At 67.5% G+C, this 26,109-nt stretch carries 23 protein-coding genes; 18 read left to right on the top strand and 5 right to left on the bottom strand.

Features of this window, described 5'->3' with window-relative positions:
• The first annotated feature begins 37 nt into the window (after positions 1-37).
• From ABFO07_RS31970 to ABFO07_RS31925, 10 genes are all read left to right on the top strand, one after another.
• A complete protein-coding gene (locus tag ABFO07_RS31970; RefSeq protein ID WP_124479429.1) occupies positions 38-643 on the top strand; it encodes an acyl-homoserine-lactone synthase in 606 nt (201 codons plus the stop codon).
• Positions 644-719: 76 nt separating this feature from the next.
• Complete coding sequence (locus tag ABFO07_RS31965) at positions 720-1,580, top strand: alpha/beta fold hydrolase (RefSeq protein WP_059806378.1); 861 nt, start codon at positions 720-722, stop codon at positions 1,578-1,580.
• Entirely contained in the window at positions 1,577-3,100 is a 1,524-nt protein-coding gene (locus ABFO07_RS31960; RefSeq protein ID WP_322230555.1) for an amino acid adenylation domain-containing protein, read from the top strand. The genes ABFO07_RS31965 and ABFO07_RS31960 overlap by 4 nt, the downstream gene beginning before the upstream one ends.
• The gene (locus ABFO07_RS31955; RefSeq protein WP_017335653.1) at positions 3,093-3,338 is read left to right on the top strand and encodes an acyl carrier protein; all 246 of its coding nucleotides are present in this window, start codon (positions 3,093-3,095) and stop codon (positions 3,336-3,338) included. The genes ABFO07_RS31960 and ABFO07_RS31955 overlap by 8 nt, the downstream gene beginning before the upstream one ends.
• A gap of 76 nt (positions 3,339-3,414) precedes the next feature.
• On the top strand, positions 3,415-4,341 hold the full coding sequence (locus tag ABFO07_RS31950; protein ID WP_059564883.1) for a chlorinating enzyme: 927 nt from the start codon (positions 3,415-3,417) through the stop codon (positions 4,339-4,341).
• Between the two features lie 81 nt (positions 4,342-4,422).
• Positions 4,423-4,689 carry a phosphopantetheine-binding protein gene (locus ABFO07_RS31945; protein WP_059883307.1) on the top strand — a complete coding sequence of 89 codons (267 nt, stop codon included), beginning with the start codon at positions 4,423-4,425 and terminating at the stop codon, positions 4,687-4,689.
• 49 nt (positions 4,690-4,738) lie between these two features.
• Positions 4,739-5,560, top strand: a complete 822-nt coding sequence (locus ABFO07_RS31940) for a hypothetical protein (protein ID WP_059806683.1) — start codon at positions 4,739-4,741, stop codon at positions 5,558-5,560.
• Positions 5,560-6,609, top strand: coding sequence for a succinylglutamate desuccinylase/aspartoacylase domain-containing protein (locus ABFO07_RS31935; protein ID WP_060014727.1), 1,050 nt, complete (start codon positions 5,560-5,562; stop codon positions 6,607-6,609). Before ABFO07_RS31940 ends, ABFO07_RS31935 begins: the two co-directional genes overlap by 1 nt.
• Before the next feature lie 24 nt (positions 6,610-6,633).
• Positions 6,634-7,455 (top strand): hypothetical protein, encoded by an 822-nt coding sequence (locus tag ABFO07_RS31930; protein ID WP_347469903.1) that lies wholly within the window; start codon positions 6,634-6,636, stop codon positions 7,453-7,455.
• Positions 7,456-7,591: 136 nt separating this feature from the next.
• Positions 7,592-8,794: a PLP-dependent aminotransferase family protein gene (locus ABFO07_RS31925; protein ID WP_059960502.1), complete on the top strand. Its 1,203-nt coding sequence runs from the start codon at positions 7,592-7,594 to the stop codon at positions 8,792-8,794.
• Positions 8,795-8,830: 36 nt separating this feature from the next.
• Here ABFO07_RS31925 and ABFO07_RS31920 read toward each other — a convergent pair whose 3' ends face one another.
• Together ABFO07_RS31920 and ABFO07_RS31915 are read right to left on the bottom strand one after the other, a co-directional pair.
• The gene (locus ABFO07_RS31920) at positions 8,831-10,075 is read right to left on the bottom strand and encodes a cation:proton antiporter (RefSeq protein ID WP_059920010.1); all 1,245 of its coding nucleotides are present in this window, start codon (positions 10,073-10,075) and stop codon (positions 8,831-8,833) included.
• A gap of 180 nt (positions 10,076-10,255) precedes the next feature.
• Positions 10,256-11,161, bottom strand: a complete 906-nt coding sequence (locus ABFO07_RS31915) for a LysR family transcriptional regulator (protein WP_081067649.1) — start codon at positions 11,159-11,161, stop codon at positions 10,256-10,258.
• A 156-nt stretch (positions 11,162-11,317) separates the two neighbouring features.
• Between ABFO07_RS31915 and ABFO07_RS31910 the strand changes: the two genes are divergently transcribed.
• From ABFO07_RS31910 to ABFO07_RS31880, 7 genes are all read left to right on the top strand, one after another.
• Positions 11,318-11,917, top strand: a complete 600-nt coding sequence (locus ABFO07_RS31910) for a LysE family translocator (protein ID WP_059806400.1) — start codon at positions 11,318-11,320, stop codon at positions 11,915-11,917.
• 660 nt (positions 11,918-12,577) lie between these two features.
• Entirely contained in the window at positions 12,578-13,264 is a 687-nt protein-coding gene (locus ABFO07_RS31905) for an autoinducer binding domain-containing protein (RefSeq protein ID WP_059806404.1), read from the top strand.
• Between the two features lie 444 nt (positions 13,265-13,708).
• Positions 13,709-14,182: a hypothetical protein gene (locus tag ABFO07_RS31900; RefSeq protein WP_059806408.1), complete on the top strand. Its 474-nt coding sequence runs from the start codon at positions 13,709-13,711 to the stop codon at positions 14,180-14,182.
• A gap of 52 nt (positions 14,183-14,234) precedes the next feature.
• Entirely contained in the window at positions 14,235-15,203 is a 969-nt protein-coding gene (locus ABFO07_RS31895; RefSeq protein WP_059960500.1) for a hypothetical protein, read from the top strand.
• A gap of 89 nt (positions 15,204-15,292) precedes the next feature.
• Complete coding sequence (locus ABFO07_RS31890; protein ID WP_347469902.1) at positions 15,293-20,116, top strand: RHS repeat-associated core domain-containing protein; 4,824 nt, start codon at positions 15,293-15,295, stop codon at positions 20,114-20,116.
• Between the two features lie 8 nt (positions 20,117-20,124).
• Positions 20,125-20,268 (top strand): hypothetical protein, encoded by a 144-nt coding sequence (locus ABFO07_RS31885; RefSeq protein WP_347469901.1) that lies wholly within the window; start codon positions 20,125-20,127, stop codon positions 20,266-20,268.
• A gap of 285 nt (positions 20,269-20,553) precedes the next feature.
• Positions 20,554-21,573 carry an extracellular catalytic domain type 2 short-chain-length polyhydroxyalkanoate depolymerase gene (locus ABFO07_RS31880; protein WP_059920003.1) on the top strand — a complete coding sequence of 340 codons (1,020 nt, stop codon included), beginning with the start codon at positions 20,554-20,556 and terminating at the stop codon, positions 21,571-21,573.
• A gap of 73 nt (positions 21,574-21,646) precedes the next feature.
• On the opposite strand, the gene ABFO07_RS31875 is transcribed toward ABFO07_RS31880, so the two are convergent.
• Both ABFO07_RS31875 and ABFO07_RS31870 read right to left on the bottom strand, forming a co-directional pair.
• Positions 21,647-22,198: a glutathione peroxidase gene (locus tag ABFO07_RS31875; protein WP_059996787.1), complete on the bottom strand. Its 552-nt coding sequence runs from the start codon at positions 22,196-22,198 to the stop codon at positions 21,647-21,649.
• A gap of 113 nt (positions 22,199-22,311) precedes the next feature.
• On the bottom strand, positions 22,312-23,289 hold the full coding sequence (locus tag ABFO07_RS31870) for a response regulator transcription factor (protein WP_059883324.1): 978 nt from the start codon (positions 23,287-23,289) through the stop codon (positions 22,312-22,314).
• 262 nt (positions 23,290-23,551) lie between these two features.
• On the opposite strand from ABFO07_RS31870, the gene ABFO07_RS31865 reads away from it, so the two are divergent.
• Positions 23,552-24,049: an acyl-CoA thioesterase gene (locus ABFO07_RS31865; RefSeq protein WP_347469964.1), complete on the top strand. Its 498-nt coding sequence runs from the start codon at positions 23,552-23,554 to the stop codon at positions 24,047-24,049.
• A 57-nt stretch (positions 24,050-24,106) separates the two neighbouring features.
• Here the strand turns inward: ABFO07_RS31865 and ABFO07_RS31860 are convergent, their stop codons facing one another.
• Entirely contained in the window at positions 24,107-25,498 is a 1,392-nt protein-coding gene (locus ABFO07_RS31860) for a sensor histidine kinase (RefSeq protein WP_059564898.1), read from the bottom strand.
• Positions 25,499-26,109: the final 611 nt, after the last annotated feature.

The following is a 26,109-nucleotide window of genomic DNA, read 5'->3' as shown; positions in this document are numbered from 1 at the left end:
TTTCGCATTAAATGCGTAGGTCTATTGGAGCTCGCACATGCAAAAGACCACTATCGGAAATGCGTCGCAGTTATCCGTTTCAAGCCTCGCCGCGCTCGCATCGTACCGACACGCAATCTTTATCGAAAAGCTCGGCTGGCAATTGCCGGTGGTCGATAATCAGGAGTTCGATCAGTTCGATCGGCCGGACACCGTCTACGTTTTCGGCCGCGACGACGACGACGCGATCTGCTCGTGCGCGCGCCTGCTGCCGACGACGCAGCCCTACCTGCTGAGCGAGGTCTTTCCGTCGCTGATGGGCGCCGCGCCGATCCCGAACGCACCCGATATTTGGGAACTCTCCCGGTTTTCGTCCTACATCCTCGGCGCCGATTCCGCGGCGCTGGAACGCGCGCACGGCAACACGCGCACGCTGCTGGCCGATATCGTCCGCTTCGCGGTGGAGCGCGGCGTCCGCCGCCTGATCACGGTGTCGCCGCTCGGCGTCGAACGCCTGCTGAAGCGCCTGAAGGTGCACGCGCACCGCGCCGCGCCGCCGCAGTTCATCGACGGCAAGCCCGTGTTCGCGTGCTGGATCGAAATCGATGAAACCACCTGCGCCGCGCTCGACGTCGAGCAGCCGTGCGGCCCGACGCCGAGCTGATCGCGCACGCATCGCGGCACATCGCGGCGCAGGTTGCGTTTGCGCCCTCTCCCCCCACACGATCCGGGCCATTCACATGCACAGAGAGATCATTCCCGGCTTTGACGGTCGGCCGCTGAATGTCTTCCATTCCGGGTTCTCGCCCGAGCGGCGCAACCTGATGCTGGTGCTGCCGTTCGGCGTGCGCCATGCAATGGCCGCACGCCTGTGCGAGGCGCTCGCGCCGCATGTCAATCTCGTCACGTGGGAATCCCGCTTCGTGCTCGACCTGCAGGACGATGCGCGCGAAGACGATTTCGACGTCGACTACCACGTGCGCGATCTCGTGCAGGTCGCCGCGCACGCGAATGCGCGCGCCGGCCATGCGGGCGCGACCGACGTGATCGGCTATTGCTCGGGCGCGGGCATCAGCCTGCTGGCCGCCGCGCGCCATCCCGGCGCCGTGCGCCGGCTCGCGCTGGTGTCCGGCGAATTCATGCTGAAGCCGTCGGTGTGCCGGCCGAGCAGCTTCCAGCGCGAAGTCGACGTGCTGCTGCCCGCCGCCGCCGCAAGCAAGGATATGGCGAGCGTGCTGTTCGACAAGATTTCGTCGGGACGCAGCGCGCCGCAATCCGAGTTCCACGACTTCATTTCCGTGCCGTTCTCGAGCGCGGCCCATCTGCATCGCTACGGGCTGAATTACGTCGCGTACCGGCAGGTCGACTTCCTGAACGAGGCGCGCGCGGTCACGCAGCCCACGCTCGTGATCGCAACGCGCAGCGACCGCCAGGTCACGCCGGACAGCGCGCACATCATCCTGTCCCACCTGACGGACGCGACGGGCGTGCACGAATTCGACGGCGACCATTACGAACTGTGCCGCGCGCATCCGGACATGACGCACGCGCTGCTGCAGTTCTTCCGGACAGAGTCCGCCCGATCGGGAGTTTCGTCATGACCCTGATGACCATCGATGGCCGTTTCGCCGAACAGGTGCGCCGCACGCCCGAACATGTGGCGCTGGCGGGCGCGGGCGCGTCGCTCACCTATCGCGAGCTCGACCGCTGCGCGAACCGGCTGGCCGCGCGGCTCGCCGGCGCAGGCGTCGCGCCGCGCGCCGCGGTGCTGCTGAGCCTGCCGCGCAGCGTCGACGCCGTGATCGCGATGCTCGCCGTCGTGAAGCTCGGCGCAACCTTCGTGCCGATCGATCCGCACTACCCCGATGCGATCAAGCGCACGTATGCGAACGACAGCGGCGCGCGGCATGCGCTCGTCGCGGCCGGCGACGCGTCGCTGCGCGATACGGGGCTGGAAATCGTCGAGGTCGCCGATCTCGCGGCGGATCGCGCCGACGACGCAGCGCCCCCGCCCGCCTCGCACGACGGCGACACGCCCGCCTACATCATGTTCACGTCGGGCAGCACCGGCAAGCCGAAGGGCGTCGTGGTGCCGCATCGCGGCGTCGTGCGGCTCGTCGATCGCCCGAACTACATCACGATCCGCGAGGACGACGCGTTCCTGCTGCTGTCGCCGATCACCTTCGACGCGTCGACGTTCGAGATCTGGGGCGCACTGCTGAACGGCGCGCGGCTCGTCGTGTACGAGGACGCGATCTTCGATCCGAACGCCGTGGCGGCGCTGATCCGCGAACGTCATGTCACCGTGCTGTGGCTGACGGCCGCGCTGTTCCACCTCGTCGTGCGCCGCAACCTCGGCATGCTTGACGGCGTGCGCGTGCTGCTCGCGGGCGGCGACGTGCTGAAGCCGGAGGCGGTCAACACGGTGCTCGACGCGTTCGACGGCATCACGGTCGTGAACGGCTACGGCCCGACCGAGAACACCACGTTCACCTGCTGCCACGCGATGACGCGCGCGAACCGGCCGGCCGGCTCGGTGCCGATCGGCGTCGCGATCACCGGCACGTCGATCCATATCCTCGACGGCGCCGCCGACGATCCGACGCCCGTCGCGGATGGGCAGGAGGGCGAACTGTATGCGGGCGGCGACGGCGTCGCGCTCGGCTACCTGAACCGGCCCGACGCGACGCGCGCGGCGTTCGTGCCCGATCCGTCCGGGCGCGGCCTGCTCTATCGCACCGGCGACGTCGTGCGCCGCCGCCCGGACGGCGCGCTCGAATTCGTCGGCCGGCGCGACCGGCTGACGAAGATCCGCGGCTACCGCGTCAGCCTCGACGAAGTGCAGCTGCTCGTGTCGCGCATCCCGTGCGTCGACGAGTGCATCGTGCAGGTTCGCGAGGATGCGAACGGCGACAAGCTCCTCACGGCCACGGTGCAGACGCGCGAGCCGCGCGACGACCTGCCCGCCTTCATTCGCGGCGAACTGCGCAAGCTCGCGCCGCCTTTCATGATCCCCGACACCATCGCCGTCTGCGCGCAGCTGCCGCTGAACGCGAACGGCAAGGTCGACCGGAATCGACTCGCAGGCCCAACTTTGACACGTGGAGAACGTCATGACTGAAAAGATCGCCATCCCCGACACGATCGCGTCGACTTGCCGGGACACGCTCGGCTTCGCCGACCTCGCGCCCGACGAGGATTTCTTCGACCGCGGCGCGAGCTCGCTGACGATCGTGGAGCTGCAGATCCAGGTGGAGACGAAGCTGCAGATCCGGGTGCCGACCAGCAAGCTGATGGCGGCGCCGTCGATCGGCGGCTGGACCGGCATCTACGAGGCAGCGGCCGCCGAGCTCGTCTGAGCGCGCGGGCATTCACCGAACGCCGCTCCGTGAATTCGGAGCGGACCATCTTGTCGATTCGACCAGGAGTATTTCGATGCAGAACTTTCGACTGACGCCCGAGCAGATCGCGACCTTCCGCGCCCAGGGCTATATCGGCCCGTTCACGCTCTATTCGCCGGAAGAAGCACGCGAGCGCTACAAGGCGATCCGCGCGCAACTGTTCGACCGCGAGTTCGCGGTGTACGACCTGCCGCCGACGAGCCCGATCGCCAACTACGACCGCCATCTCGACGTGAACCTGCTGAGCGAGCACATCGGCCGCCCGGAAATCGTCCAGCGGGTGAACTCGATCCTCGGGCCCGACGTGATCTGCTGGCGCTCGGAGATGTTCCCGAAGTATCCGGGCGACGAAGGCACCGACTGGCACCAGGCGGACACGTTCGCGCATGCGTCCGGCCAGCCGCAGATCATCTGGCCCGGCGACCAGCGCTTCGGCGGCGCGATCACGGTGTGGACGGCGCTGACCGACGCCACCGAGGAGAACGGCTGCCTGCGCTTCGTGCCCGGCACGCATGAGGAGATGTTCTACGACGAGTCGAAGAAGATGGCGTTCGACCCGACCAACATCAACGCGCTCGAGAAGGACGGCATCAAGCGCGGCTTCTTCGGCTACGACTACCGCAGCCTGCAGAAGGACGCGAACTGGAAGCCCGACGAGAGCAAGGCCGTGTCGCTCGTGATGAAGCCCGGCGAGTTCGTGATCTTCTGGTCGACGCTGATGCACTCGTCGTTCCCGAACTCGACGACCGACAAGACCCGCCTCGGCTACGCGAGCCGCTACGTGCCGGCCGCCGTGCAGGTCTACCCGGGCACCGATACGGTCGACGAATACGGCAGCAAGATCTCGCTCGAGAAGTTCGGCGTCGTGCTCGTGTCCGGCGAGGACAAGTACGGGCACAACCGTCGCGTCGAGCAGAACGCGCGCGGCTTCAGCTTCGCGCAGCAGCCGTCGTTTGCCTGACCCTGACCGTCCGCACCCGCGGCCCTTGCAATCGGCGAACGGCGCTGCTGCGCCGTTCGCCATTCGAGCGATCCGAACATCATGAACCCTCCCCTCGAGATACCTCATGTGCAGCGCATCGACCACGTCGTCGCGTCCGTCGTGGCCGCCGTGCTCGGCCGGGACGACGTCGGGCCCGACGACGATTTCTTCGTGCTCGGCGGCTCGTCGATTTCCGCGGCGCTGGTCAGCACGCAGCTGGAAGCGCGGCTCGGACACGAAGTGCCGCTGCGCCTGCTGTTCGACAACCCGTGTCTCCGGATCTTCAGCGAAAAGCTCGCCGAATCGATGAACGTCGCCGCGCAGTAAGGCCGTGCGGCGGGTCCGGCATTGCCATGCCATGCAGGAGGAAATCGCCTTGAACAAGCACTATCGCGCCGAAATCTACGATTTCGACAAGCAGGTCGAACGCGCCGATCTCACGCTTGCCGACGCCGCGCTGCTGATTCGCGATCGCCAGGCGGCCGCCGTTCTGGTCGATCTCGTCGAACCGCGCGACCTCGACACATGGTGGAACGACGACGCGTTTCCGCCGATCACGCAGCACCAGAGCTTTGCGGGCGCCGGCAAATCCGGGCTGGCGATCGGGCCGACGCAGCGGCTCGTGAACGAGCAGCTGATTCCCGGCCTGATCGATTACTTCTCGTATGCGGGCCGCGCGAACGCGGCGCTGCGCAATACCGAGTTCGTCAGGCTGTGCGCGCGGGAGCTCGGCGCGGGCGCCGTTCAGGTGGGCGCATGGGGCGAGCTGCCGCTCGTGTCGAAGCGCGAATACCAGCCGGTCGAGAACGGGCTGTACAGCGTGCCGCCGCACTGCGATGCGATCCACTTCGGCCGCGAGCCGCACAACTGGCCGATCAAGGAAGGCTACGACGAGGGCTACGACCAGATCTCGATCTTCCTGTCGGTGAAGGACGCGGAAAACAGCGCGGGCCTCGTGATGTGGGACTACCGGCCCGCGACACGCGTGGAGCTGGACGAGCTGATGAGCGAATTCACCCGCACCCGCCGCATCGAGCGGCTCGAGCAGGTGCGCAGCGTCACCATCAAGGGACGGCCCGGGCAGCTGAACATCCTCAACACGCGCGTGATGCACGCGGTCGAGCAATGCAGGACGGTGCGCCGGACGCTCGGCTCGTTCCTCGTGTGGCACGACGGCCAATGGCGGATGTTTCACTGATGACGACCCCCGTTGCCCCCCACGGCGCCGACCCGGCGCGCAGCCGGCTCGACGCCGAACTCGCCGCGTTCGAACGCTTCGCGGCATCGAGCGCGATCGGCGGCGCGCGCGTCGAACGCGTCGAGCGCTTCGGCTTCGTCGTGCATCCGCGCGGCGCGCGGCCGGCCGCCGGGCGGCCGATCGACCTGCTGTTCATCGCGCTTACGCACGGCAACGAATACGCGGGCCTGCCGGTGCTCAACGCGCTGTGCCGCTACTTCGCGGCCGGCGTGCTCGCGCCGGCCGCGTCGATCGGCTTCCTGCTCGGCAATGTCGACGCCGCGCGGCAAGGCACGCGCTTCGTCGAGCGCGACCTGAACCGCACGTTCGGCCGCAGCCAGCGCGATACGCTCGACGACCGGCGCGCGCGCGACATGGAGCCCGTGATGGCGCGCGCCCGCTACAGCCTCGACCTGCACCAGACGATCGAGCCGTCCGAAGCGCCGTTCTTCGTCTTCAACTACATGGCGTCGAGCCTGCAGCTCGCCCACGTGATCGCGTCGGACACGCCCGTCGTCACGCACTGGGGCCGGCCGTTCTCGGCCGCGGCGGCGGGCGGCTGCACGTCCGACGAGTTCATCCAGCAGGCCGGCGGCGTCGCGCTGAGCATCGAGCTCGGGCAGAAAGGCTTCGGCCTCTACCAGATCGCCGCGGGCGTGCGCGTGTGCCTGGAGACCATTGCCGCGATCGACGGCGTGCTGCGCGGCGCGCCGCTGCCGCCGGTGCACGCGTGCGCGAACCCGATCTACACGTGGGCGCACATCGTGCCCTACCCCGACGGCGACGTGAGGCTCGACGCGGGCCTGCGGAATTTCCAGCCGATCCGGGCCGGCGAGCGCCTCGGCGTGCACGACGGCGCGCCGATCGTGGCCGGCTCGGGCGGCCTGCTGCTGTTTCCGAAGTATCGACGTTCCGACGCCGAGCCGAAGCCGGGCGAGCTCTACCGCCTGTTGCGGCAGCCGGCGCTGTCGGAGCTCGGCAAAGGCGACTGCCTTGTGCCGCAACCCTGATTTCCCCGAATTCGTGGAGGCATCATGCAGGATACCTACTCAGCTCATGTGATGCGCTTCGGCGCGGCTCCGCGCGGCGAGCGCCTGACGCTCGCCGCGGCGATCGGCGCGCTCGACGCGGACGATGCCGACGCGATCGTCATGGATATCGTGCCCGAAGGCGAACGCGAAGCGTGGTGGGACGACGCGGGCTTCTCGAGCTCGCCGTTCACGAAGAACGCGCATCACGCCGGCATCGTCGCGACGTCGGTGACGCTCGGGCAGCTGCAGCGCGAACAGGGCGAGAAGCTCGTGTCGAAGGCCGCGGAATATTTCGGCGTCGCGTGCCGGGTCAACGAAGGGCTGCGGCAGACGCGCTTCGTGCGCCTGTTCGCCGACGCGCTCGACGCGAAGCCGCTGACGATCGGCCATGACTACGAGGTCGAGTTCCTGCTCGCGACGCGGCGCGTGTACGAGCCGTTCGAGGCGCCGTTCAACTTCGCGCCGCACTGCGACGACGTGAGCTACGGGCGCGACACCGTGAACTGGCCGCTCAAGCGCTCGTATTCGCGGCAGCTCGGCGGCTTCCTGACGATCCAGGGCGCCGCGAACGACGCGGGCATGGTGATGTGGGACAACCGGCCCGACTCGCGCGACGCGCTCGACCGGATGCATGCCGAGTATCGCGAGACCGGCGCGATCGCCGAGCTGGAACAGGTCCGCAAGATCCTGCTGAAGCCGCAGCCCGGCCAGCTCACGCTGTTCCAGAGCAAGAACCTGCACGCGATCGAGCGCTGCACGTCGACCCGGCGCACCATGGGCCTGTTCCTGATCCATCAGGAGGACGGCTGGCGCCTGTTCGATTGAACGACCGCGCGCGCGCACGGCGCGCGACGCTTTCGGCCATTTTTTCGGTCGGCAGGCACCACGAGCCTGCCGGCCTTTTTCGCATCCGGCGGCCCGTCGTGCGCCGGCTTCAACCATCACAGTCACAGGCAATCACATGAACGATATCGTGCTCGCCATGCGCGCGCGTGGCATCAAGTCTTCCGCAGTGCGCGAATTGCTGGAATACAGCAAGATGCCCGGCGTGATCTCGCTGGCCGGCGGCATTCCCGCGTCCGACCTGTTCGACATGGAGGGAATCGACGAAGCGCTGGCGGCGATCCTGCGCGACGAACATCGGGACCTGTTCCAGTACGGCCTCACCGAGGGCGAAGTGACCCTGCGCGAGCAGATCGCCCGGTGGGCCGGCACCCTCGGCATCCCGGCGCCGGCCGAATCGATGCTGATCACGTCCGGGTCGCAGCAAGGGCTCGACCTCGTCGCGCGCGTGCTGTTCGACCAGGGCGACCGCGTGCTCGTCGAACGGCCGGCCTACGTGGCGGCGCTGCAGGTATTCCAGTTCGTCGGCGCGCAGGTCGACGGCATTCGCGGCGGGCCCGACGGGCTCGATCTCGACCAGGTCGAGCGCGAACTGCGGCGCGGCGGCGTCAAGGCGATCTACATCAACCCGAACTTCGCGAACCCGACCGGCTACACGATCCCGCTCGCGCAGCGCATCGCGCTCGTCGAGCTGTCGCTGCGCCACGGGTGCGCGATCATCGAGGACGATCCTTACGGACAACTGCGCTTCAGCGGCGAACCGATCCCGAGCCTGCTCGAAATCGCGTCGGCGCAGCCGGGCGGCAATCGCACCGTCTGCTACCTGTCGACGTTTTCGAAAGTGTTCTCGCCGGGCGTGCGCGTGGGCTGGATCGTGCTGCCGCCGGCGCTGCGGCCGCCGACCGCCGTCGCCAAGCAGGCGTTCGACCTGCACACGTCGACGCTCACGCAGAACATCGTCGCGCGCTATCTCGCGTCCGGCCGCCTCGCCGGCCGGCTCGACGTGCTGCGTGCCGCCTACCGCAAGCGCCGCGATGCGCTGACGCACGCGCTGCGCGACGCGTTCGGCGACGACCTGCAGTTCAACGAGCCGGACGGCGGCATGTTCCTGTGGTGCCGCTTCGCCCGGCAGGTGCCGGCCGAGCGCGTGCTCGAGGCGGCGATTCGCGAGAAGGTGGTGTTCGTGCCAGGCAAGGCGTTCTATGCGAGCGATCCGGAACCGGACACGCTGCGCGTGTCGTATTCGATGCTCAGCGACGAGAATGCCGGCGAAGCGGCGCGGCGGTTGAAGCGCGCGTGGGATGCGGTCGCGGGGAACTGACCTGACGCAACGCCGGCCGCTTCCGGCCGGCGCCGCCTATTTGCTCGCGACCGAGATCGCCGGCGTCGCGCGCGACTGCACGCGCAGCGTGAACCGCACCAGCGGCGCGGTCAGCGCCGTCGTCACGAGCGCGAACACGACGAGAATCGTATAGACGCGCGTCGGCAGGATCTGCATCTGCAGCCCGATCGACAGCACGATCAGTTCCATCAGCCCGCGCGTATTCATCAGCGAGCCGACGAGCATCGCATCGTGCGGCGCGAGGCCGGTCGCGCGCGCGCCGAGATAGCTGCCGCCGAACTTGCCGATGAAGCCGCCGGCGAGGAACACGCCGAACCACAGCCAGCCGGTTGCATCGTCGATCGAGCCGAGCGACGCGTGCAGCCCCGCATACGCGAAGAACACCGGCATCAGCACGAGCCGCACGAAGCCCTCGACGTTGTCGTGCCACTCCTTCGCGAGCCCCGGCACGTTGCGCACGAACAGCGCCGCGGCGAGCGCGCCGAACGCGCTGTGGAACCCGATCAGCGACGTCGCCAGCGCCGATGCGATCACGAAGCAGAACAGCACGGCCAGCCGGTCGCGCGCGGCGTGGGCCGATCGCGCCAGCCGCGCGAGCAGCGGGCGGATCACGAAACGCGCGAGCAGCGCGGTAGCGGCGAGGTAGAGAAGCAGGCTGCCGAGCATGCGCACGAACGCCCAGCCCGGCCCGCTCGACAGCGACGCGATCGTCGCGAGCAGCAGCCAGCCGAGCGCGTCGGTCAGCATCGCGGCCGACATCGCGTGCCGCGCCCCGGCCATCGCGCCGAGGCGCAGATCGTCGACGATGCGCGCCATCACGGGCACCGCCGACACCGACAGCGCGACCCCGCAGAACAGCACGTAGGCCAGCGTCGGCGCTTCGCTCGCGAGCGTGTTCTTCGACACGATCGCGATGATCATGCCGAGCGCGCCCGGCAGGCACAGGCCGAACGCCGCGACCGCGACGGGCGTGCGCCACCGCTTGTCGCGAAACGTCGCGCCGAACTCCAGGTGCAGGCCGACCTGGAACATCAGCAGCACGAGCCCCACTTCGCCCACCTGCCCCATCCCGGCCGGCGCGCGCGGGCCGAACAGCATGTCGTAGAACCCAGGCGCGATCGCACCGAACAGCGATGGCCCGAGCAGCAGGCCGGCCGCGATTTCGCCGACCACCGCGCACTGGCCGAGCCGCTCCGCGACCCTGCCGCAGACGTTGCACAGCGCGATGACGAGCACGAGTTGCAGCAACCAGATAGTCATGAAATGCCTCGGAAAAGTCGGACCGGTTCGTGTGGGCAGCCGTCGCGGCACGCGCTCGCCCACCGGATGTCGTCACCGATCCTATCGCCCGGCCACAGGCGGCGATACTGGAAGGACCTACAGGCAAAAATCACTGGAAAAACGCAGCGGCGCGTGCGTGGGCCGCGCGACTCACGCGACTCACGCGGCGCGATCGCCGCGGCCACCGCGCGCGCCGGCATAGATCGGCGTGGCGGCCAGGAAACCCTGGCGGATGAGGTTCGCCATCTCCTCGGCCAGCGGCGTGGCGCCGGACGGCGAAACGTGCAGGGTGATCGCGAAATCCGGCAGCCCGGGCAGCCCCATCGGCGACGGCACGATCTGCAGATCGGCGGGCACCGTCGACGCGAGCCACGCGGTCACGGCCATGTCCATGCGCACCGTCGCCATCGTCGCTTCGATGTCGCCGTTCTCGAACACGGTGCGCCATGCGATGTCGCGCTTCGTCAGCGCATCGAACAGCGCCGGCCGGAACACGCATGCGTCGCTGACGATCGACACCGCCAGCGGCCGCTTCATGTACGCGCTGCCGCCGCTCGCGCCGACCCAGACGAGCCGTTCGGTGCGCAGGCATTCGCCGCCCGGCTCGCTCGCGGGCTGCTCGATCACCGCGAGATCGAGCTGGCCGTCGGCGAGCGCGGCGGCCAGCTCGATCGACGGAAGGCTGACGAGCGCGATCTCGACGTGCGGAAAACGCTGCGCAAACGATTTGAAGATGCCGGCCAGGTAGGTGCCGACCAGATCGGACGGCGCGCCGACGCGAATGACGCCGGAAAACGCCGCGCCGTTCATGTCGGTCCAGATCCGGTCGTTCAGCCGCACGAGCTGCTCGGCCTGTTCGAGCAGGCGCTCGCCCGCGCCGGTCAGCTTCAGGCGGCCCTGGGCGCGGTCGAACATCTTCTGGCCGAAACACTCCTCGAGGCGCTTGATCTGCTGGCTGATCGCGCCCTGCGTGAGATGCAGCGCATGCGCGGCCGCCGTCATGCTCGAACGGCGCGCAACGGTGACGAACGTACGCAACAGGCTCGTGTCGAGATTACGGGGCATGGGGATGGAGATCATTAGCGTCGCTAATGGCGCCCATTATAAACATTCCATACCCTGGCATGCGAAAGACTTTTAGAGTTTTGACACATGTCGGCCCGATTCCCGTCGGGACACGTACGCGCCAGATGTCGGCGCCCTACCGGAGGTTGTCGAGTCATGTCACAGACGCTGCTCTCCCTGATCGTGTTCGTGATCGTCGCCACCATCACGCCCGGCGGCGCCACCACGCTCGCGACGGCGTCGGGTACCCAGTTCGGGTTCCGGCGCAGCGTCCCGCTGCTGGGCGGCATCGCGCTCGGGCTCGCATCGCTCGCCGCGATCGCGGCGGCCGGGCTGGCCGGGCTGCTGCATGCCGTTCCCGCGCTGCAGCTGATCATGAAGCTCGTCGGCTCGGCCTACCTGCTCTGGCTCGCGTGGAAGATCGCGGCGAGCGGCGCGCCGAAATCCAGCGCGAACGCCGCGCAGTCGCCCACCAGCTTCTTCGGCGGCGCCCTGCTGCTGTGGCTCAATCCGAAGGGCTGGACCATGGCGCTCGGCGCAGCCGCGTCGTTCGCCGCGCTGACGCCCGACCCCTTGCATCTCGCTGCGATTCTCGGCAGCGCATTCGGCATCGCTGCGATCGTCTCGCTGGCGCTGTGGTGCACGGCCGGCGTGCTGCTCGGCCGCGCGTTGCGCACGGAGTTCCACTGGCGCGTCGCGAACGGCGCGCTCGGGCTCCTGCTCGCGTTATCGATCGTGCCGATCTGGATGGATTGAGTTCGCGCCGGCGCCAGCCTGCAAGTGAGACGCGACGACGGGGCCACGTCGTCGTGGCAGGCTGGCGCAGCGGGCGGACAAGCGGCATCGCCTCGTGCATTGCCGCCGGTCGTGACGACGGCTGGACCGATGAGGAACAACTTCCACTCAGGGCTTGAAATGCCCCTCCATCGGCAGCCTCCGAACGAAGCGCTTCGTCCGGCGAACGTGTAGCGACGCGACCGGCCTCCGAACGGGAGGCCGGCGGCAGGGTACGGCAGCCGTGAGCACGCTTCCCGCCGCGGCGATGCCGCGCGCCGGGCGCGCGCCCCGCGGCGCCGCCGAACGGTGGTGGCCCGACCTCCGCGGGTTGCAGGCGAAATTCCAACACAACAAACGCCCGGGCGGCGGGCACGACACGGGCGCAAGGCCGTCGTCGACAACATTTCAGCCGCAGGCACAGTCCACCGCGCATGCCCGTCTCGACACGGGCACCGCGCAGAACGATCGGACAAGGGGCCGCACGCGCGAGCGTGCGGGAATTCGACTCCGGTGTGTCGTTCGTTCGGCATGGCGGCGAACATGTCGCGGACGCATGCACCGCCTCATGGGCATGACACGCATGCGTTTGACATTACGGGCTACTTGGAGAATGTTGTGGACGCATGGAGAGAAGACGTCATGACGACGTTGTCACGCGCAAGGAATTTCGACGAGATTTTCAACATCGTCGCCACCTGCGCACAATCCCTCAATTTCGAAATGAGCGCGTTCGGGGCGCGCGATCCGCTGCCGGTCACCCGGCCCACGTTCAGTACGCGGAACACCTACCCCGAAGCCTGGCAGCGGCGTTATCTGGAGGGCAATTATTTCGCCCGCGACCCCGTCGTGCGCTACGGGCTCGTCTACACGTCGCCGCTGGTGTGGCCGGTGGATGCGCGCGCCGACGAGGCGTTCTGGGAGGAAGCGAAGGCGCACGGGCTCGCGACCGGCTGGTCGCAGCCGATTCGCGACAAGCACGGGCGCATCGCGATGTGGAGCTTCGCGCGCAGCGCCGAGCCGATTTCCGATCTCGAGCTGTCCGCGACGGAGAGCCGGCTGATCTACCTGGCGCACGCCGCGCATGCCGCGAGCTCGCGGCTCGCCGCGGTGCCGCCGCCCGGCATGCAGATGAGCCAGTTCACCGCGCGCGAGAAGGAAGTGCTGCAGTGGGCCGCCGACGGGAAGACGGCGCTGGAGATCGCGTCGATCCTGTCGATCTCGGAGCGCACGATCACCTTCCACATGCAGAACATCATGGAAAAGCTGAACTCGGTCAACAAGACGCAGGCCATCGTCAAGGCGGTGCTGCTCGGCGTCATTTACTGATGGCATGCGCCGCGCGACAAGCGGCTACGACAAGGCCCGAGCGGCCATAACCACTAAACGGGTTTCGCACGCGAGCGCGCGGCGAATGCAACAGACCACGCTTTCCTGACGCCCGGGCCGGCCGCGAGCCAGCCGCCGGGCACGGCGATCCGCAGCGACGACAGGCCGGATCGCCCCCCTCCCGCCGGGCGCCGCGACGCGCGCCCGCGATGCGGTCCGCACCGGGCGCCCATTGTGTGATCGCAATGATTTTCTCCGGCATTTCGATTAACGAAATTTATTCAATTTGCGAAATACGATTCCTATAATCCGCAATGCAAATGAGATTCCGGAATATCCATTTCATTTGCAATGCTTACGTGAATTGATGCCGATTTGATTCGATCAACGCTTCCGTTTTTCTCGTTCGTTGTTCAAAAAAACCTTTTTTCAAGGATCGAGATCATGCGAAAAATCGTATTTGCACTGTTCGTCTGCGTCGCGATGGCCGGCCACGCATTCGCCGCGCCCGTCATCACGTTCTACAAGAAGCAAGGCGAATCGAACGTCGACTGCCGGATCACGATGGGCAACGGCACCGTCAACTTCAAGAGCTCGAGCAACGCGTGCACGAATGACGACGACTACTATTTCTCGGTCTCCGGCGCGCAGGACGGCGTTCAGTTCGGCATCTACAACAACCCCGATTGCCGCACCAACGAGAGCTACGCGACCTACAAGATGGGCAACGGCGACGCGAGCGGCAACATCCGCATCACGGCCGTCGACGCAAGCCGCGGGCTGTCGAGCGGCACGCTGATCCACGATTCGCTGCGCTCGGGCGGCGCTTCCGGCGGCGGGCAATTGCACGGCAAGGTGTCATGCCTGAAGGTCACGGGCATGCGCAGCAGCGAAGCGATGCAGATATTGCCGAAATAAGCGCCGATTCGCGATTGCATCGACATATTTTCCGTGACGGAGGAGCTTGGCGATGAACGATTCACGTAAAGACACGCCGCTGCATTGGACCGCCCTCGTGTTCGACATGGAGGTGACATCGCCAAGCAACCGGCTTTATCGGAACGGCCGACAGCAAGCGGAAGTCACGATCAAGCTGCGCGCGACCGACGTCGACAACCGGCCGGTGCCGCTGAGCGAGACCGAACGCGCGAGCGTGCGCCTGATCGACTACAACAGCGGCGTCGAAATTGCGCCGGTGCCCGCGTCGGGCACGGTCACAACCGGGTGGGGCACCACGGCGGAGCGCAACGAATTCGCGTTCTATCCGGGCGATCGCGCCGCCGCGGCGTCGCAAACGGCGGCGTCGGGCTACGAATTCTTCGTCCGGTATGCACAGACCGTCGACGCATCGCCGAAGCGGTTCGGCTGCCAGGTGACGCGCGACGGCGGCGTCGTGTTCAAGTCCAACGACGACGCGTACAAGGAGTTCGTCGAGCTGTTTCCCGAGCGGCTGCCGAGCGCCGACGGCACGCGCTCGGTCACCTACCCGTGGGATTCGCGCCGCATCGAAGGCGGCTCGAACGAATGGGACCTGACCACCGTCGACTACTACTATTGCGGCCTGTCGATCAACGGCAGCCGCATCGCGCTGCTCACGTTCGACGCGTCGCCGCCGAGCATCTTCCAGTGGGAGAGCAGCAACCCCGCGAGCGACCTGTTCAGCTTCACCGGCGTGGGCGCGCCCGGCAGCGACGCCGCCACGTACGTCGTGCCGTCGCGCTTCACCAGCCGCACGCATCGGCGGATTCTGGAGCCGAGGCGCGGCCAGGGCGTCGTCGTGCTGGTCCGTCACGAAGGCATCCGCCAGGACAGCGGAAACGACACGAAACCGCCGCCGATCAACGTCGTCGCTCGCGACGAATTCGGCACCGATCACCTGCTGCGCGTCAGCTTCAAATCGTCGGCGAACCGCAACGAGCTCGTGCTGACCGAGCGCTGAGCGGGCGTCGGTCGCCCCACTCCCACTTACGGCCGAAGCGCGCAGTGTGCGCGCTTCGCCGCCCCCCCTTTACCCGCTGGAGTCCGTCCATGAGTACGCCCGATTCGCTCGCCGCGTCGCCGTCCGCTGCCGTCCATTCGAACGCGTTCAACTTCCTCAGTTTCGTCGATGCGGGCGTCGATCCCCGCACCGGTTTCTATACGTTCAGCATCGCGCTGCCGAACGTGATGGCCAACGCGCTGACCGGCCCGGCGCTGCCGATGTCGCTCGCGTTCAACCCGCTGCAGACCGACGATCGCGGCGTCGGCATCGGCTGGTCGCTGCGCGTGTCGCAATACGATCGCGTCGCGAAGCAGCTCCGGCTGTCGACCGGCGAGACATATCGCGCGGTCGACACGGGGCCGCGCATCGTCGTCGAGGATCAGAAGCTGCGGAACTTCCGCGTCGACAAGATCGACGGCGACCTGCTCGTCGTCTACAAGAGCGGCGTCGCCGAGCGGCTGTCGAATGCGGGCACGCACGACGTGTACCTGCCGTCGACCATCCATTCGCCGGAGGGCCGCGCGCTGTCGCTGCGCTATACGATGTTCCGCGGGCACCGGCTGCTGAGCGAGGTCAGCGACGACAGCCGGCGCCTGCTCGCGCTCGAACGCACGGCCACGCAAGCCGCGATCACGCTGCGGCCCGACGCGCCGGACGCCGCGACCTTCACGCTCGTGCTGCGCAACGACCGCGTCGCGGAAATCCGCCTGCCGGTCGACAATCGCGCGTCGTGGCGCCTGCAGTACGAGACCGCAGGCGACCTGACGCTGATCAGCCAGGTCGAATCGCCGACGGGGGGCGTCGAGACCGTCCGCTATCAGGCGCAAGGGCACGAATTGCCGGCCGGTGCGCCGCTGCGTTACCTGCCGTATGCGATCGAGCATGTCCGGATGCCGCGCGCGGAGCAGCCGCCGCTGCGCAGCCTCTACCGCTACACGCCGAACAATTTCATGGGGCGCGGCGCGCCGGGCCTCGTGTGGAAGGACGGCGAGGACAACCTGTACAAGGTGCTCGACGACTATCGCTACGGCTCCGACGAAACGCACGTAACGGGCGAAGGCGACGCGACCGAGGCCGTGCGCGTGATCCGCCGCACCTTCAACCGCTTCCACCTGCTCGTGTCCGAGGAAACCAACCAGCGCGGACACGTCGCGCTGCAGCGCACCGAATACGACGAGAAACCAGGCCGCCCGTTCAGCGAGCAATCGCCGCAATGCCAGTTGCCGCTGCGCACGACGAAATCGTGGTACCTGAGCGCCGCGCCCGGCACGACGCGCGAGGAAGTCGTCACGACGCGGTTCGACGACTGGGGCAACCTGCTCGAACGAGTGGACGCGACCGGCACGGTGGAGCAATACGACTACTATCCGGCCGAAGGCGACACGGGCTGCCCGGCGGACCCGCTCGGCTTTCGCCGCTTCGTCAGGACGAAGCGCGTAACGCCCGCGCCCTCGCCTGTCGCGGCGCCGACGCGCGAGATACGCCATACGTACGTCGCACTGCCGTCGTTGCGGCCGAACGGCCCGCCGCATGTGGTCGTTGCGGACGAGGTGCTGTCGGAACACACGGAAGACGAATCGCGTGAGCTGCAACGCATCGCCCGCACATGGTTCGACACGCCGGCCGACGCCATGCTGCACGGTCGCATCGCAACGGAAACAAAAACGCTAGACGGACGCGCGACCGCCACGTCGTATGCGTATGCGTTGCAGAACGACACGCTGCGCACCACTACGACCGTGACCGGCTTCGACGGCACGTCGCGCACATCGAACGCATGGCGCGCGCTCGCGACCGGCCAGGACGTGCGCGTCGAAGACGAATCCGGCGTGACCCTACGCTACGCCTACGACGCGTTGGGCCGCGTGCTGGCCGAGACGACGGCGCCCGGCACCGAATACGAAGCGACGCGACGGCATGCGTACGGGCTCGCGGCGACGGCCGACGATCCCGTCTACGCGAGCGTGACGGACGCGCTCGGCGTCACGACCCGAACCACCTACGACGGCCTGAATCGCGTCGTCCGCACCGAAACCGCGGACGTCGATCACGCGGGCGAGCCGATGCGAACGACCTACCGTGCGCGTTACGACGCGCTCGGGCAGCTCGTCGAGGAAACGCAGACGGATTGGCTCGACGGCGAACCGCTCGCGCTCGTCAGCCGCCATCGCCACGACGACTGGGGCGAGCGGGACAGCACGACGCGGCCGGACGGCGTCGATGCATATCGCGTGCACGACCCGATCCGGCGCACCGAAACCGAGTGGCTCGCCGATGGCGCCGGCGCACGCACCGGCCGCACGGTGACGACGCGCAACGCGTTCGACAAGCCCGTGTCGATCGAACGATTCGATACCCGCGACGCGCCGGCCGGCAAGACCGTCAACGAATACGACGGGCTCGGCCGCTGCGTGCGCCGCACGGATGCGGCCGGCAACGTGTCGACGTTCGCCTACGACGCGTTCGGCCGCCTCACGCGCAACGTGCTGGCGGACGGCGCCGCAATCGAACATGCGTATGCGGCGCATGACAGCGAGGCATTGCCGATCCGGATCGGCGTGGCCGACGGCAGCGGTAGCGGTAGCCGGACGATCGTGGCCGGCGAGCAAAGCTTCGATGGCCTGGGCCGGCTCGCGCGCCGCACGGCCGGCGGGCGCGTGCGCACGTTCGCCTATGCGGGCGGCCATCCGCAGCCAGACTACGAAACCACGCCGTCCGGCGCATCGATCCGGTACGCGTATGCGCCCAGCCTGACGCGCCAGCCGATCCGCCGCAGCGTGGCGGACCTCGACGACGACTACACGTATCACCCCGTGCACGCGCAGCTCGTGCGCGCGCGCAGCGCCGCAACGGACGACGAATACGCGCTCGACTACCTGCCGTCCGGCCAGCTGCGACACGAGCAATGGCGCGAGGACGGCGCAGCGCATCAGGCGTCGCACGGCGCGTCGCTCGAGGGCCGCCTGCTCCGTTACACGGACCGCTTCGGCGACACGCAGACGAACAGCTACGATGCGGCCGGCCGCCTTGAGCGCGTGCAAGGCGGCGCACTCGACGCCAGCCTGCAATACGACGCGTTCGGCCGGCTGCGGCAATGCACGACACGCGACACGAACGCGGGCCGCGCGCTGACCGTCACGCTCGCGTACGACGATTTCGGCCGCGAAACCGAGCGCCGGATCGAGCAGGACGGCGCGCCGCCCGTCGTGCTCGCGCAAACCCATACGCCGGCCGACAAGCTCGCTCGGCGCACGCTGTCGGCCGGCGGCGCGATTGTCCGCGACGAGACCTGCGAATACGACGCCCGCGGCCGGCTCGTCGCGTACCAGTGCGCCGGCACGCGGCCGCCGCACGATCCGTACGGCCGCGCGATCGCGTCGCAGTACTACGCGTTCGACTGCGTCGACAACATCGTTTCACTGACGACCGAATTCGGCGACGGCTCGCGGAACGTCGCCCGCTTCTCCCACGACAACGCCGCCGATCCGACCCAGCTCACGCGCGTGACCCACAGCCACGCCGACTACCCGCCCACGCTCGAACTGCGCTACGACGCGGACGGCAATCTGGTGGACGACGGCAGCCGGACCTACCAGTACGACCCGCTCGGCCGCCTGACCCGGATCGCCGATGCCGTGCGCAGCGTGAGCGCGCAATACGGATATGACGCGCTCGACCGCCTCGTCGCGATTCGGGGCGCCGACGGCGTCGCGATGCGTCGCACCTATCGCGACGCGCGCATCGTGAGCGAGCTGCGCGACGGCGACCGCATCGGCTACCTGCGCGCGGACGAGCGGCTGCTCGCGCACCGCCGCGACGGCACGCAGGCGCAAACGGTGCTGTACGGCGCCGATCAGCAGCAGAGCGTGCTGCTCGCCGCGTCCGGCGGCGAACGCCGCGACCTCGCATACACGCCGTACGGGTATCGCGCGACCGGCACCGACTGGCCCGGCCTGCCGGGCTTCAACGGCGAGCCGCTCGAACCGCTCACCGGCAGCTATCTGCTCGGCAATGGCCATCGCCTGTACGACCCGGTGCTGATGCGCTTTCACCGGCCTGACATGCTGAGCCCGTTCGACGGCGGCGGCCTCAATGCGTACGCCTATTGCCTCGGCGACCCGATCAACCGCGTCGATCCGACCGGCCAGCTGAGCTGGCAGGCGATCCTCGGCATCGTGCTCGGCGCAGTCGCGATCGCGCTCACCGTCGTGTCGCTGGGCGCGGGCGCGGCGATCGCGGCGGGCGTCGTGCCCGCAACGGGCATGCTCGGCGCGATCGCGACCGTGCCGTCGATGACGATGTCGGGCGTCGTGTCGGTCGCGACCGGCGTGGCGGGGCTCGCGGAAGGCGCGACGACGATCGCGGCGGCGGCACTGTCCGAGCGCGACGAGCAGGCATCGGGCATCCTCGGCTGGGTGTCGCTCGGGCTCGGCGTCGCGTCGGCCGCGAACGGCGTGGCGGGCGCGGCATCGAAGGTGGCCGGCGCATCGAAAGGCGTCGTGTCGACGACGGCCCGCAACCTCGCCGTCGCGCGCACCGCGATCGACGTGACCGCCCGCGCGCAGGGCGTGGCGGGCCAGTTCGTGTCGACCTTCGCCGACGACGTGCCCGCGTGGGCATCGCATACGATGATGGGCGTGTCGCTCGCACTGACGGCGGCCGGCTGGGGCGGGCTGGCGCGCGAGGCCGCGCTCGCGCGCAGCACCGGCTTCCACGCGCTGGCCGACGCGCCGCAGGCCGATGCATCGGGCGGGCGGCCAGAACGTTACCGGTCGCTCGCCGAAGCGCCGACGGGCGCGACCGACGGGCGTTCGAGCGTCGCCGCCGCGAGCGAAAGCGTTCGGCAGCCCACGCTGCGCGGGCCGCGCTGACCGGGAGCATGCCGAACAGGTCATGGTCTTTTTCCTGTCGCGCGCTCGACGCGGGGCTCGTCACCGCGCCGGTCGGCATCTTTACGGTGCCGCTGTCGTCGTTCATGGGCCGCGTGCTGCGGGAGATCGACTCGGCCAGCGAAGGGCGATAGCCCGGACGCCGCGTCGGGCGCGCACTAATCCGGCGCAAGCGGCGCGCGCGCCGCCCGCGCACCTAGCAAATGACGCAGGTGCATTTCCGGACGTTCTTCGGGCACAGTTGCGAACGTCCGCGACCATTCGCGCTGCGATGGTGCGGACGACCGCGCGCGGCCGTCGTGCGCCCGTCATACGCAGCACGCAACGTGCAACATGCAACACGCCGCAGTCAGGCATTCGCTGTCCCTGTCCACAGACGCTTCGTGCATTCGAACCCTCGACGAAACAGGAGTCTTGCCATGCCATTCCACCGCACCCTGGCTGCCGCCGTGCTCGGCGCCGCACTGTGTTCCCCGCTCGCCTGGGCCGCCGATCCGCTGCCCGCCCTCGGGGCCGATCCGGCCCAGACGTCGGTGTCGGGCCTTTCGTCCGGCGCCTTCATGGCCGTCCAGTACCAGGTCGCCTATTCGGGCTCCGTGGTCGGCGCCGGCGTCGTGGCAGGCGGCCCGTACTACTGCGCGGCCGGCAGCCTGTACAACACCGGCATCTGCATGGGGCAGGTGCCGTTCGTGCCGCCCAACCCCGCATTGATGGTGAGCGCCGCCAAGCGCTTCGCGTCGAACGGCCAGATCGATCCGCTGGACGGCATGCAGCGCGGCCGCATCTACGTGTTCAGCGGCACCAAGGATACGATCGTGTACCAGCAGGCCGTCGACGCGACCGTGTCGTTCTTCAAGCAGGCCGGCGTGCCGGGCGGCAACATCTCGTACGTGAACACGGTGCCGGCCGGCCATGCGCTGATCACGCCGTCGTTCGGCAACGACTGCCCGGCCAATGCCGCCCCGTACATCAGCCATTGCACGGTGTCGAACCAGAGCTACGACCAGCCGGGCGCCTTGCTGTCGTTCATCTACGGTTCGCTGAATCCGCCGGCCAGCCAGCTCGGCGGCAAGATCATCACGTTCAATCAGCGCGAATTCGCCTCCGCCTCGACCGGGATGGCCGACGACGCCTATGCGTACGTGCCGCAGTCGTGCGCGCAGGGCACCGCGTGCCGGGTGCACGTCGCGTTCCATGGCTGCAAGCAATCGGCCAATGTCGTCGGGGATGATTTCTACGAGAAGACCAGCTACAACAGCTGGGCCGATGCGAACAACATCGTGGTGCTGTACCCGCAGGTCAATGCGTCCAGCGTGCCGTACAACCCGCAGGGGTGCTGGGACTGGTTCGGCTACACGGGCCAGAACTACGCAATGAAATCCGGCTCGCAGATGGTGGCCGTGAACGCGATGATCAACCGGCTCACGTCGAAGCGCTGACGCGCTGGTGTGACCGCAGGCCGGGCGGCGGCGGGCGATGCCCCGCACCGGCCGGCCTGCTTCGGCGATACGCTTACGCGCCCTTCGCGAGTTCCGCGTCGATCGCGGCGACGAGCGCGGGATCGTCCGAGGCGGTGTTCGGCGCGAAGCGGGCCACCACCTCGCCGTCACGGCTCACCAGGAATTTTTCGAAGTTCCACAGCACGTCGGGCGCCGGATTCGGCTCGATGCCATACCCCTTCAGACGCTCGCGGAACGGGCCGTCGCCCGTGGTCACCGGCTGCGCCTGCGTGAGCGCGCGATAGAGCGGATGCTGATCGCCGCCGACCACCGAGATCTTCGAGAACAGCGGAAACTTCACGCCGAACGTGCCGGTGCAGAACGCCTGGATTTCGGCATCGGTGCCCGGCTCCTGGCCCTTGAAGTTGTTCGCCGGAAACCCGAGCACTTCGAGCCCGCGCTCGCGCTTGTCTTCATAGAGCGCCTCGAGGCCTTCGTATTGCGGCGTCAGCCCGCACTTCGATGCGACGTTCACCACCAGCAGCACTTTGCCCTTGAACGCGCGCAGCGACGTCGGCGAGCCGTCGATGGCGTTCACGGGGATGTCGTAGAGGGTCGAGCTCATGTCGGGTTCCTTCCTGTTGGATTGGGCCAGGCAAGACGTGGCGGCCGCGTGTCGCCATATGTCGAATACGCGGGAAATCCTAACAGGACTGCGCGGAACGCGCCGGGCGTGCGTCAGGCCCCGGCCTGGCGCGCGTCGCCGCCGTTCGCCTTGCGCCAGCGCGCGAAGGTCCACATGTCGGGCTCGAGCACCGCGGTGTCCAGCCGGCTCCAGCCGTAGAACGCGCCGTCCCATCCCGGCACGGGCAGCGGCTCGGTCGAGCGGATGTCGGTCATGCCGGGGCGATAGGCCTGGAACGGCCAGAACAGCGGCATCGCGCGGCGCGACGCCATGGCGTGCCGTATTTCGTCCGCGCCGCCTTCGTCCGCCACCACGTCGCACTGGAACGTCCACTCTTCCTCGTCCCATGCGAGAAACACGCTCGGCTGCCCCGCCGCGTCGAACATGAGCACCGCGTTCTGCTCCGGGCGCCAGTAGTACTCGACGATCCGCTCGCGCTCGACGACCGCCTGCATCACCTCGAGGATGCGCGGGTCGCTGTACGTCGCGCCGATGCCGTGCACGCTCACCTGCCCCCGGTGCGCGCAGTGCCGCGCCTTCGCTTCCGCGAGCGCGGCGCCCAGCTTCGCCGTCATGTCCGGCGCGGACTTGCGCAGGTACAGGTCGATCAGGGACGCATTGAACGCGTCGACGGCCTCCCGCTCGGTCGCGACGCCGGTGAGCAGGATCTTCGTGCACGCGATGTCGTCGAGGGCGGTCAGCAATTCGACGCCGTTCATCTGCGCCATCTCGTAGTCGACGACGACGGCCGCCACTTCCTCGAAACGCGCGGCGTCGGTCAGCGGGTCGCGGCCGAGCGCATTGGAGCCCTTCTTTTCGAAATCGGAATAGCCGGCCCCCGCCAGCCGCTCCGGGGTTGCGCGCCGGCCGTGCGATTTGACGAAGCGCAATGCTTCATGCGGCGTGTTGAAAAAGCGGTTCAGTCGCCCGTCCCGAAAGGTTCCGCGCAATGCGTCGAGAAACCCCGGGTGATCGTCGACGAATACGATCGGCGCTGGATAAAACACCGGCTGGCTGACAAAACGGCGCATAGCGGCCCCGAATGACGTGAATCGGAAATTCGGGCCATTCCGCATTCCGGCAGTGGCCCGCATACGAGCGCACGATTATCGGGCATCCCGGCGACCGCCGGCAACTGCCCGGGTATTTCGCGCCAACGAAAAATCCGCTCGCGCAAACGAGTGCGGATTTACTCGATGCCTGCAAAAAACAGCGACATCTCAAAATAAGGCGCGCCCTTATGAAAAGGGCGTGCGTGGCTGCCGCATGCAGCTGTTTTTTCTGGAGTCGTCCATGTTGACGCGAGAAACCATTCCGCAAATTCTGTCCCGCAATCCGCTGCTGCTGTCGTCCGATATCGATGCGGCGGCATCGCAAAAGACGTTTCACCACGTCATCGACATTTATCTCAAGGATTCGAATGCTTTCATGAACACCTACTTTGCACGTTATTTCGAATGGCAGGGCGTAACCCGCGAACGGTGGTTCCACGAGTGCATTCATGACAACCTGCTGGCCGCGGGCGGCTCGTTCGTCACGAAGCGCGCGCACCAGGAATACATCCAGGAAACCTTCCCGTTCCAGCGCGTCGATTGCTACCTCAATACGTGGCAGGTGCGCCAGTGCTCGGCCTACCTGCTGTTCCGCTTCTGCATCGACGGGCGGCCGGTGTCGCTCGGCTACCAGCAGATCATTTTCGCGGGCACCGACAAGCGGATCCGGCGTTTCCCTGCCGGCATCATCGAGCGGGTCAAGGAATATGAACTGAACCTGCCGTCGTCCGACAACTAAGCAACCGCCTCGCCCGACACGCCCGTGTCGGGCGTCGCAGGCAAACCGCCCGGCGCGCTACGCCGGCGCGCCCGGCTCCGGCAGCCGGAGCGTGAAGGTCGTCAGCACGCCGGGCACCGATTCGCAGTCGATATGGCCGCCGAACACCTCGCACACCCGGCGGCAGAACACCAGCCCGAGGCCCGCGCCGCGCCCGTGCGACTTGGTCGAATAGAACGGATCGAAGATATACGGCAGCACGTCGGCGGCAATCCCGGGCCCCGTGTCGCGAATACGCAGCACGCAGCATCCGCCGTCGCGATCGGCGACGATCTCGACGCGGCTCGTCGCGCCGCCCATCGTCGCCTGCAGCGCGTTCTTCAGCAGGTTGAACACCACGAACAGCATCAGCGAATCGGACCCGTAGAACTGCAGGCGCGGGTCGATCGGCATGACGTCGATGCGCTCGCGCTCGCCGATCGCGAACGGATAGCAATCGAGCGCGACGTCGATGCAGCGCCGGATCGAATGCGGCGCGAAGCTCTGGCGATCCACGCGGTCAAGCGTGAACATCGCCAGCGACATGTCGACCACCGCATGCGTGCTGCTCACCTGGCGATGGATCGCGGACACCAGCGACGGCAGGCGTTCGAGCTGCTCGGGATCGAGGGTGTCGTCCATCAGCCGGTGCTTCACGGCGAGCTGGTAGCTGCGCAGCAATGCCGGCATCGCGCTGCCGAGTTCGCCGACATACATGCCGATCGCCGCGAGCGGCGTCGCCACCTCGTGCGCGACCGTCGCGGCGGCCAGGAACGGCCGCATCAGCCGATAGCGCACGATCGTCATCGCGAGAATGCCGAGGCTGATCGCGATGAAGATCGCGCCCGGCGGATAGAACCGGTAGCCGTAGTTCGCCGCGTAATCGACCGCGGCGAGCGAATACAGCCCGAGGCTGAGCAGGCAGAAATCCAGCAGCTTGCGCTGGTCCGGGGTGCGCGTGCGGCGCTGCGCGACGAACAGCAGCCACGCGCTGCGCGCGGCGACGACGATCGTCTGCGCCACGTGCACCGGGTGCAGGCGCCCTGCCCGCGGATAGTCGCCGAAATAGAAATGCCCGACGCCGTCGACCACTTCCTTGCCGGCCAGCAGCAACACCGCCAGCACGAGGCTCATCCCGTATGACGCGAGCAGCAGCGGGCGCTCATCGGGCCGGCCGGCGACTTCCGTGACGAAGTGATAGAAGGTGGTCGGCAGGAACACGATCGACAGGTAGCCGACCTTGGCGAGCACGTTGGCGATGTCGGGGCGGGTGGTCTGGAACAGGAAGGCCCAGGTCGCCTGCCAGAAGAAGGTGGCGACGCACATCATCACGAACGGCGTCGAGCGGCGCGTCACGCCTTCGGTCAGCCAGACGTAGACGCCGAAGCCGAGAAAGAGCGCGGACACAAACGCGGGCAGGATCGAATACATGCGGCTCGGTTCCGTTTCGAAGGGGGTTCCGCTGCGTCATGCCGGGGGCATGGCGGGAGGCAGGGCGTCGTGGGCGCGATCGGTTAGCGGGATGACGCGTCCGGACATTATTGTGCCGGTGGGCGGTACGGCGCAGGTTGTCTTCTCGAGTATTTGTACTGTTTCGGCCATCGTTCGGGTCGGGCCGACGTTCATCATGCTGGGCTGCATCATGTCTCCCTGATTTGTTTTAGGTCGTTTTAGGTTGTTTTGGTTGTTTGACGGATGACCCGCGTCCGCGCCAGAATTCTGTGATCGCAGACTCTCGCTGGGGCCCCACCGAAATTCACTGCGGCAGTCGGCACTCTGGGATAAACGATTTACTGTAATGCCGTGATTTACACTTAATCGCGCAACGGAAAATTATTCAAGCAATCCGACCAATACAAACAATATCCGTTGGTCAAATTACATTATCCAATTATCAATTCAGACATATTATTTCCGGCGCAACGCTTATTTATTATGCAGCATTTCTGATGAAGTTTTACCTGTCAGTGCTGCGGGGTCATGCCATGCGCGGGCATCCTACCACCGCCAGATACGCGCCGGCCGTCGCCCTGCGACCGCAC

The organism is Burkholderia stagnalis, from assembly GCF_039848545.1.
Classification (GTDB): domain Bacteria; phylum Pseudomonadota; class Gammaproteobacteria; order Burkholderiales; family Burkholderiaceae; genus Burkholderia; species Burkholderia stagnalis.
The sequence above is the reverse complement of the archived record's forward strand: the minus strand, read 5'-3'. Positions and strand labels throughout refer to the sequence as shown.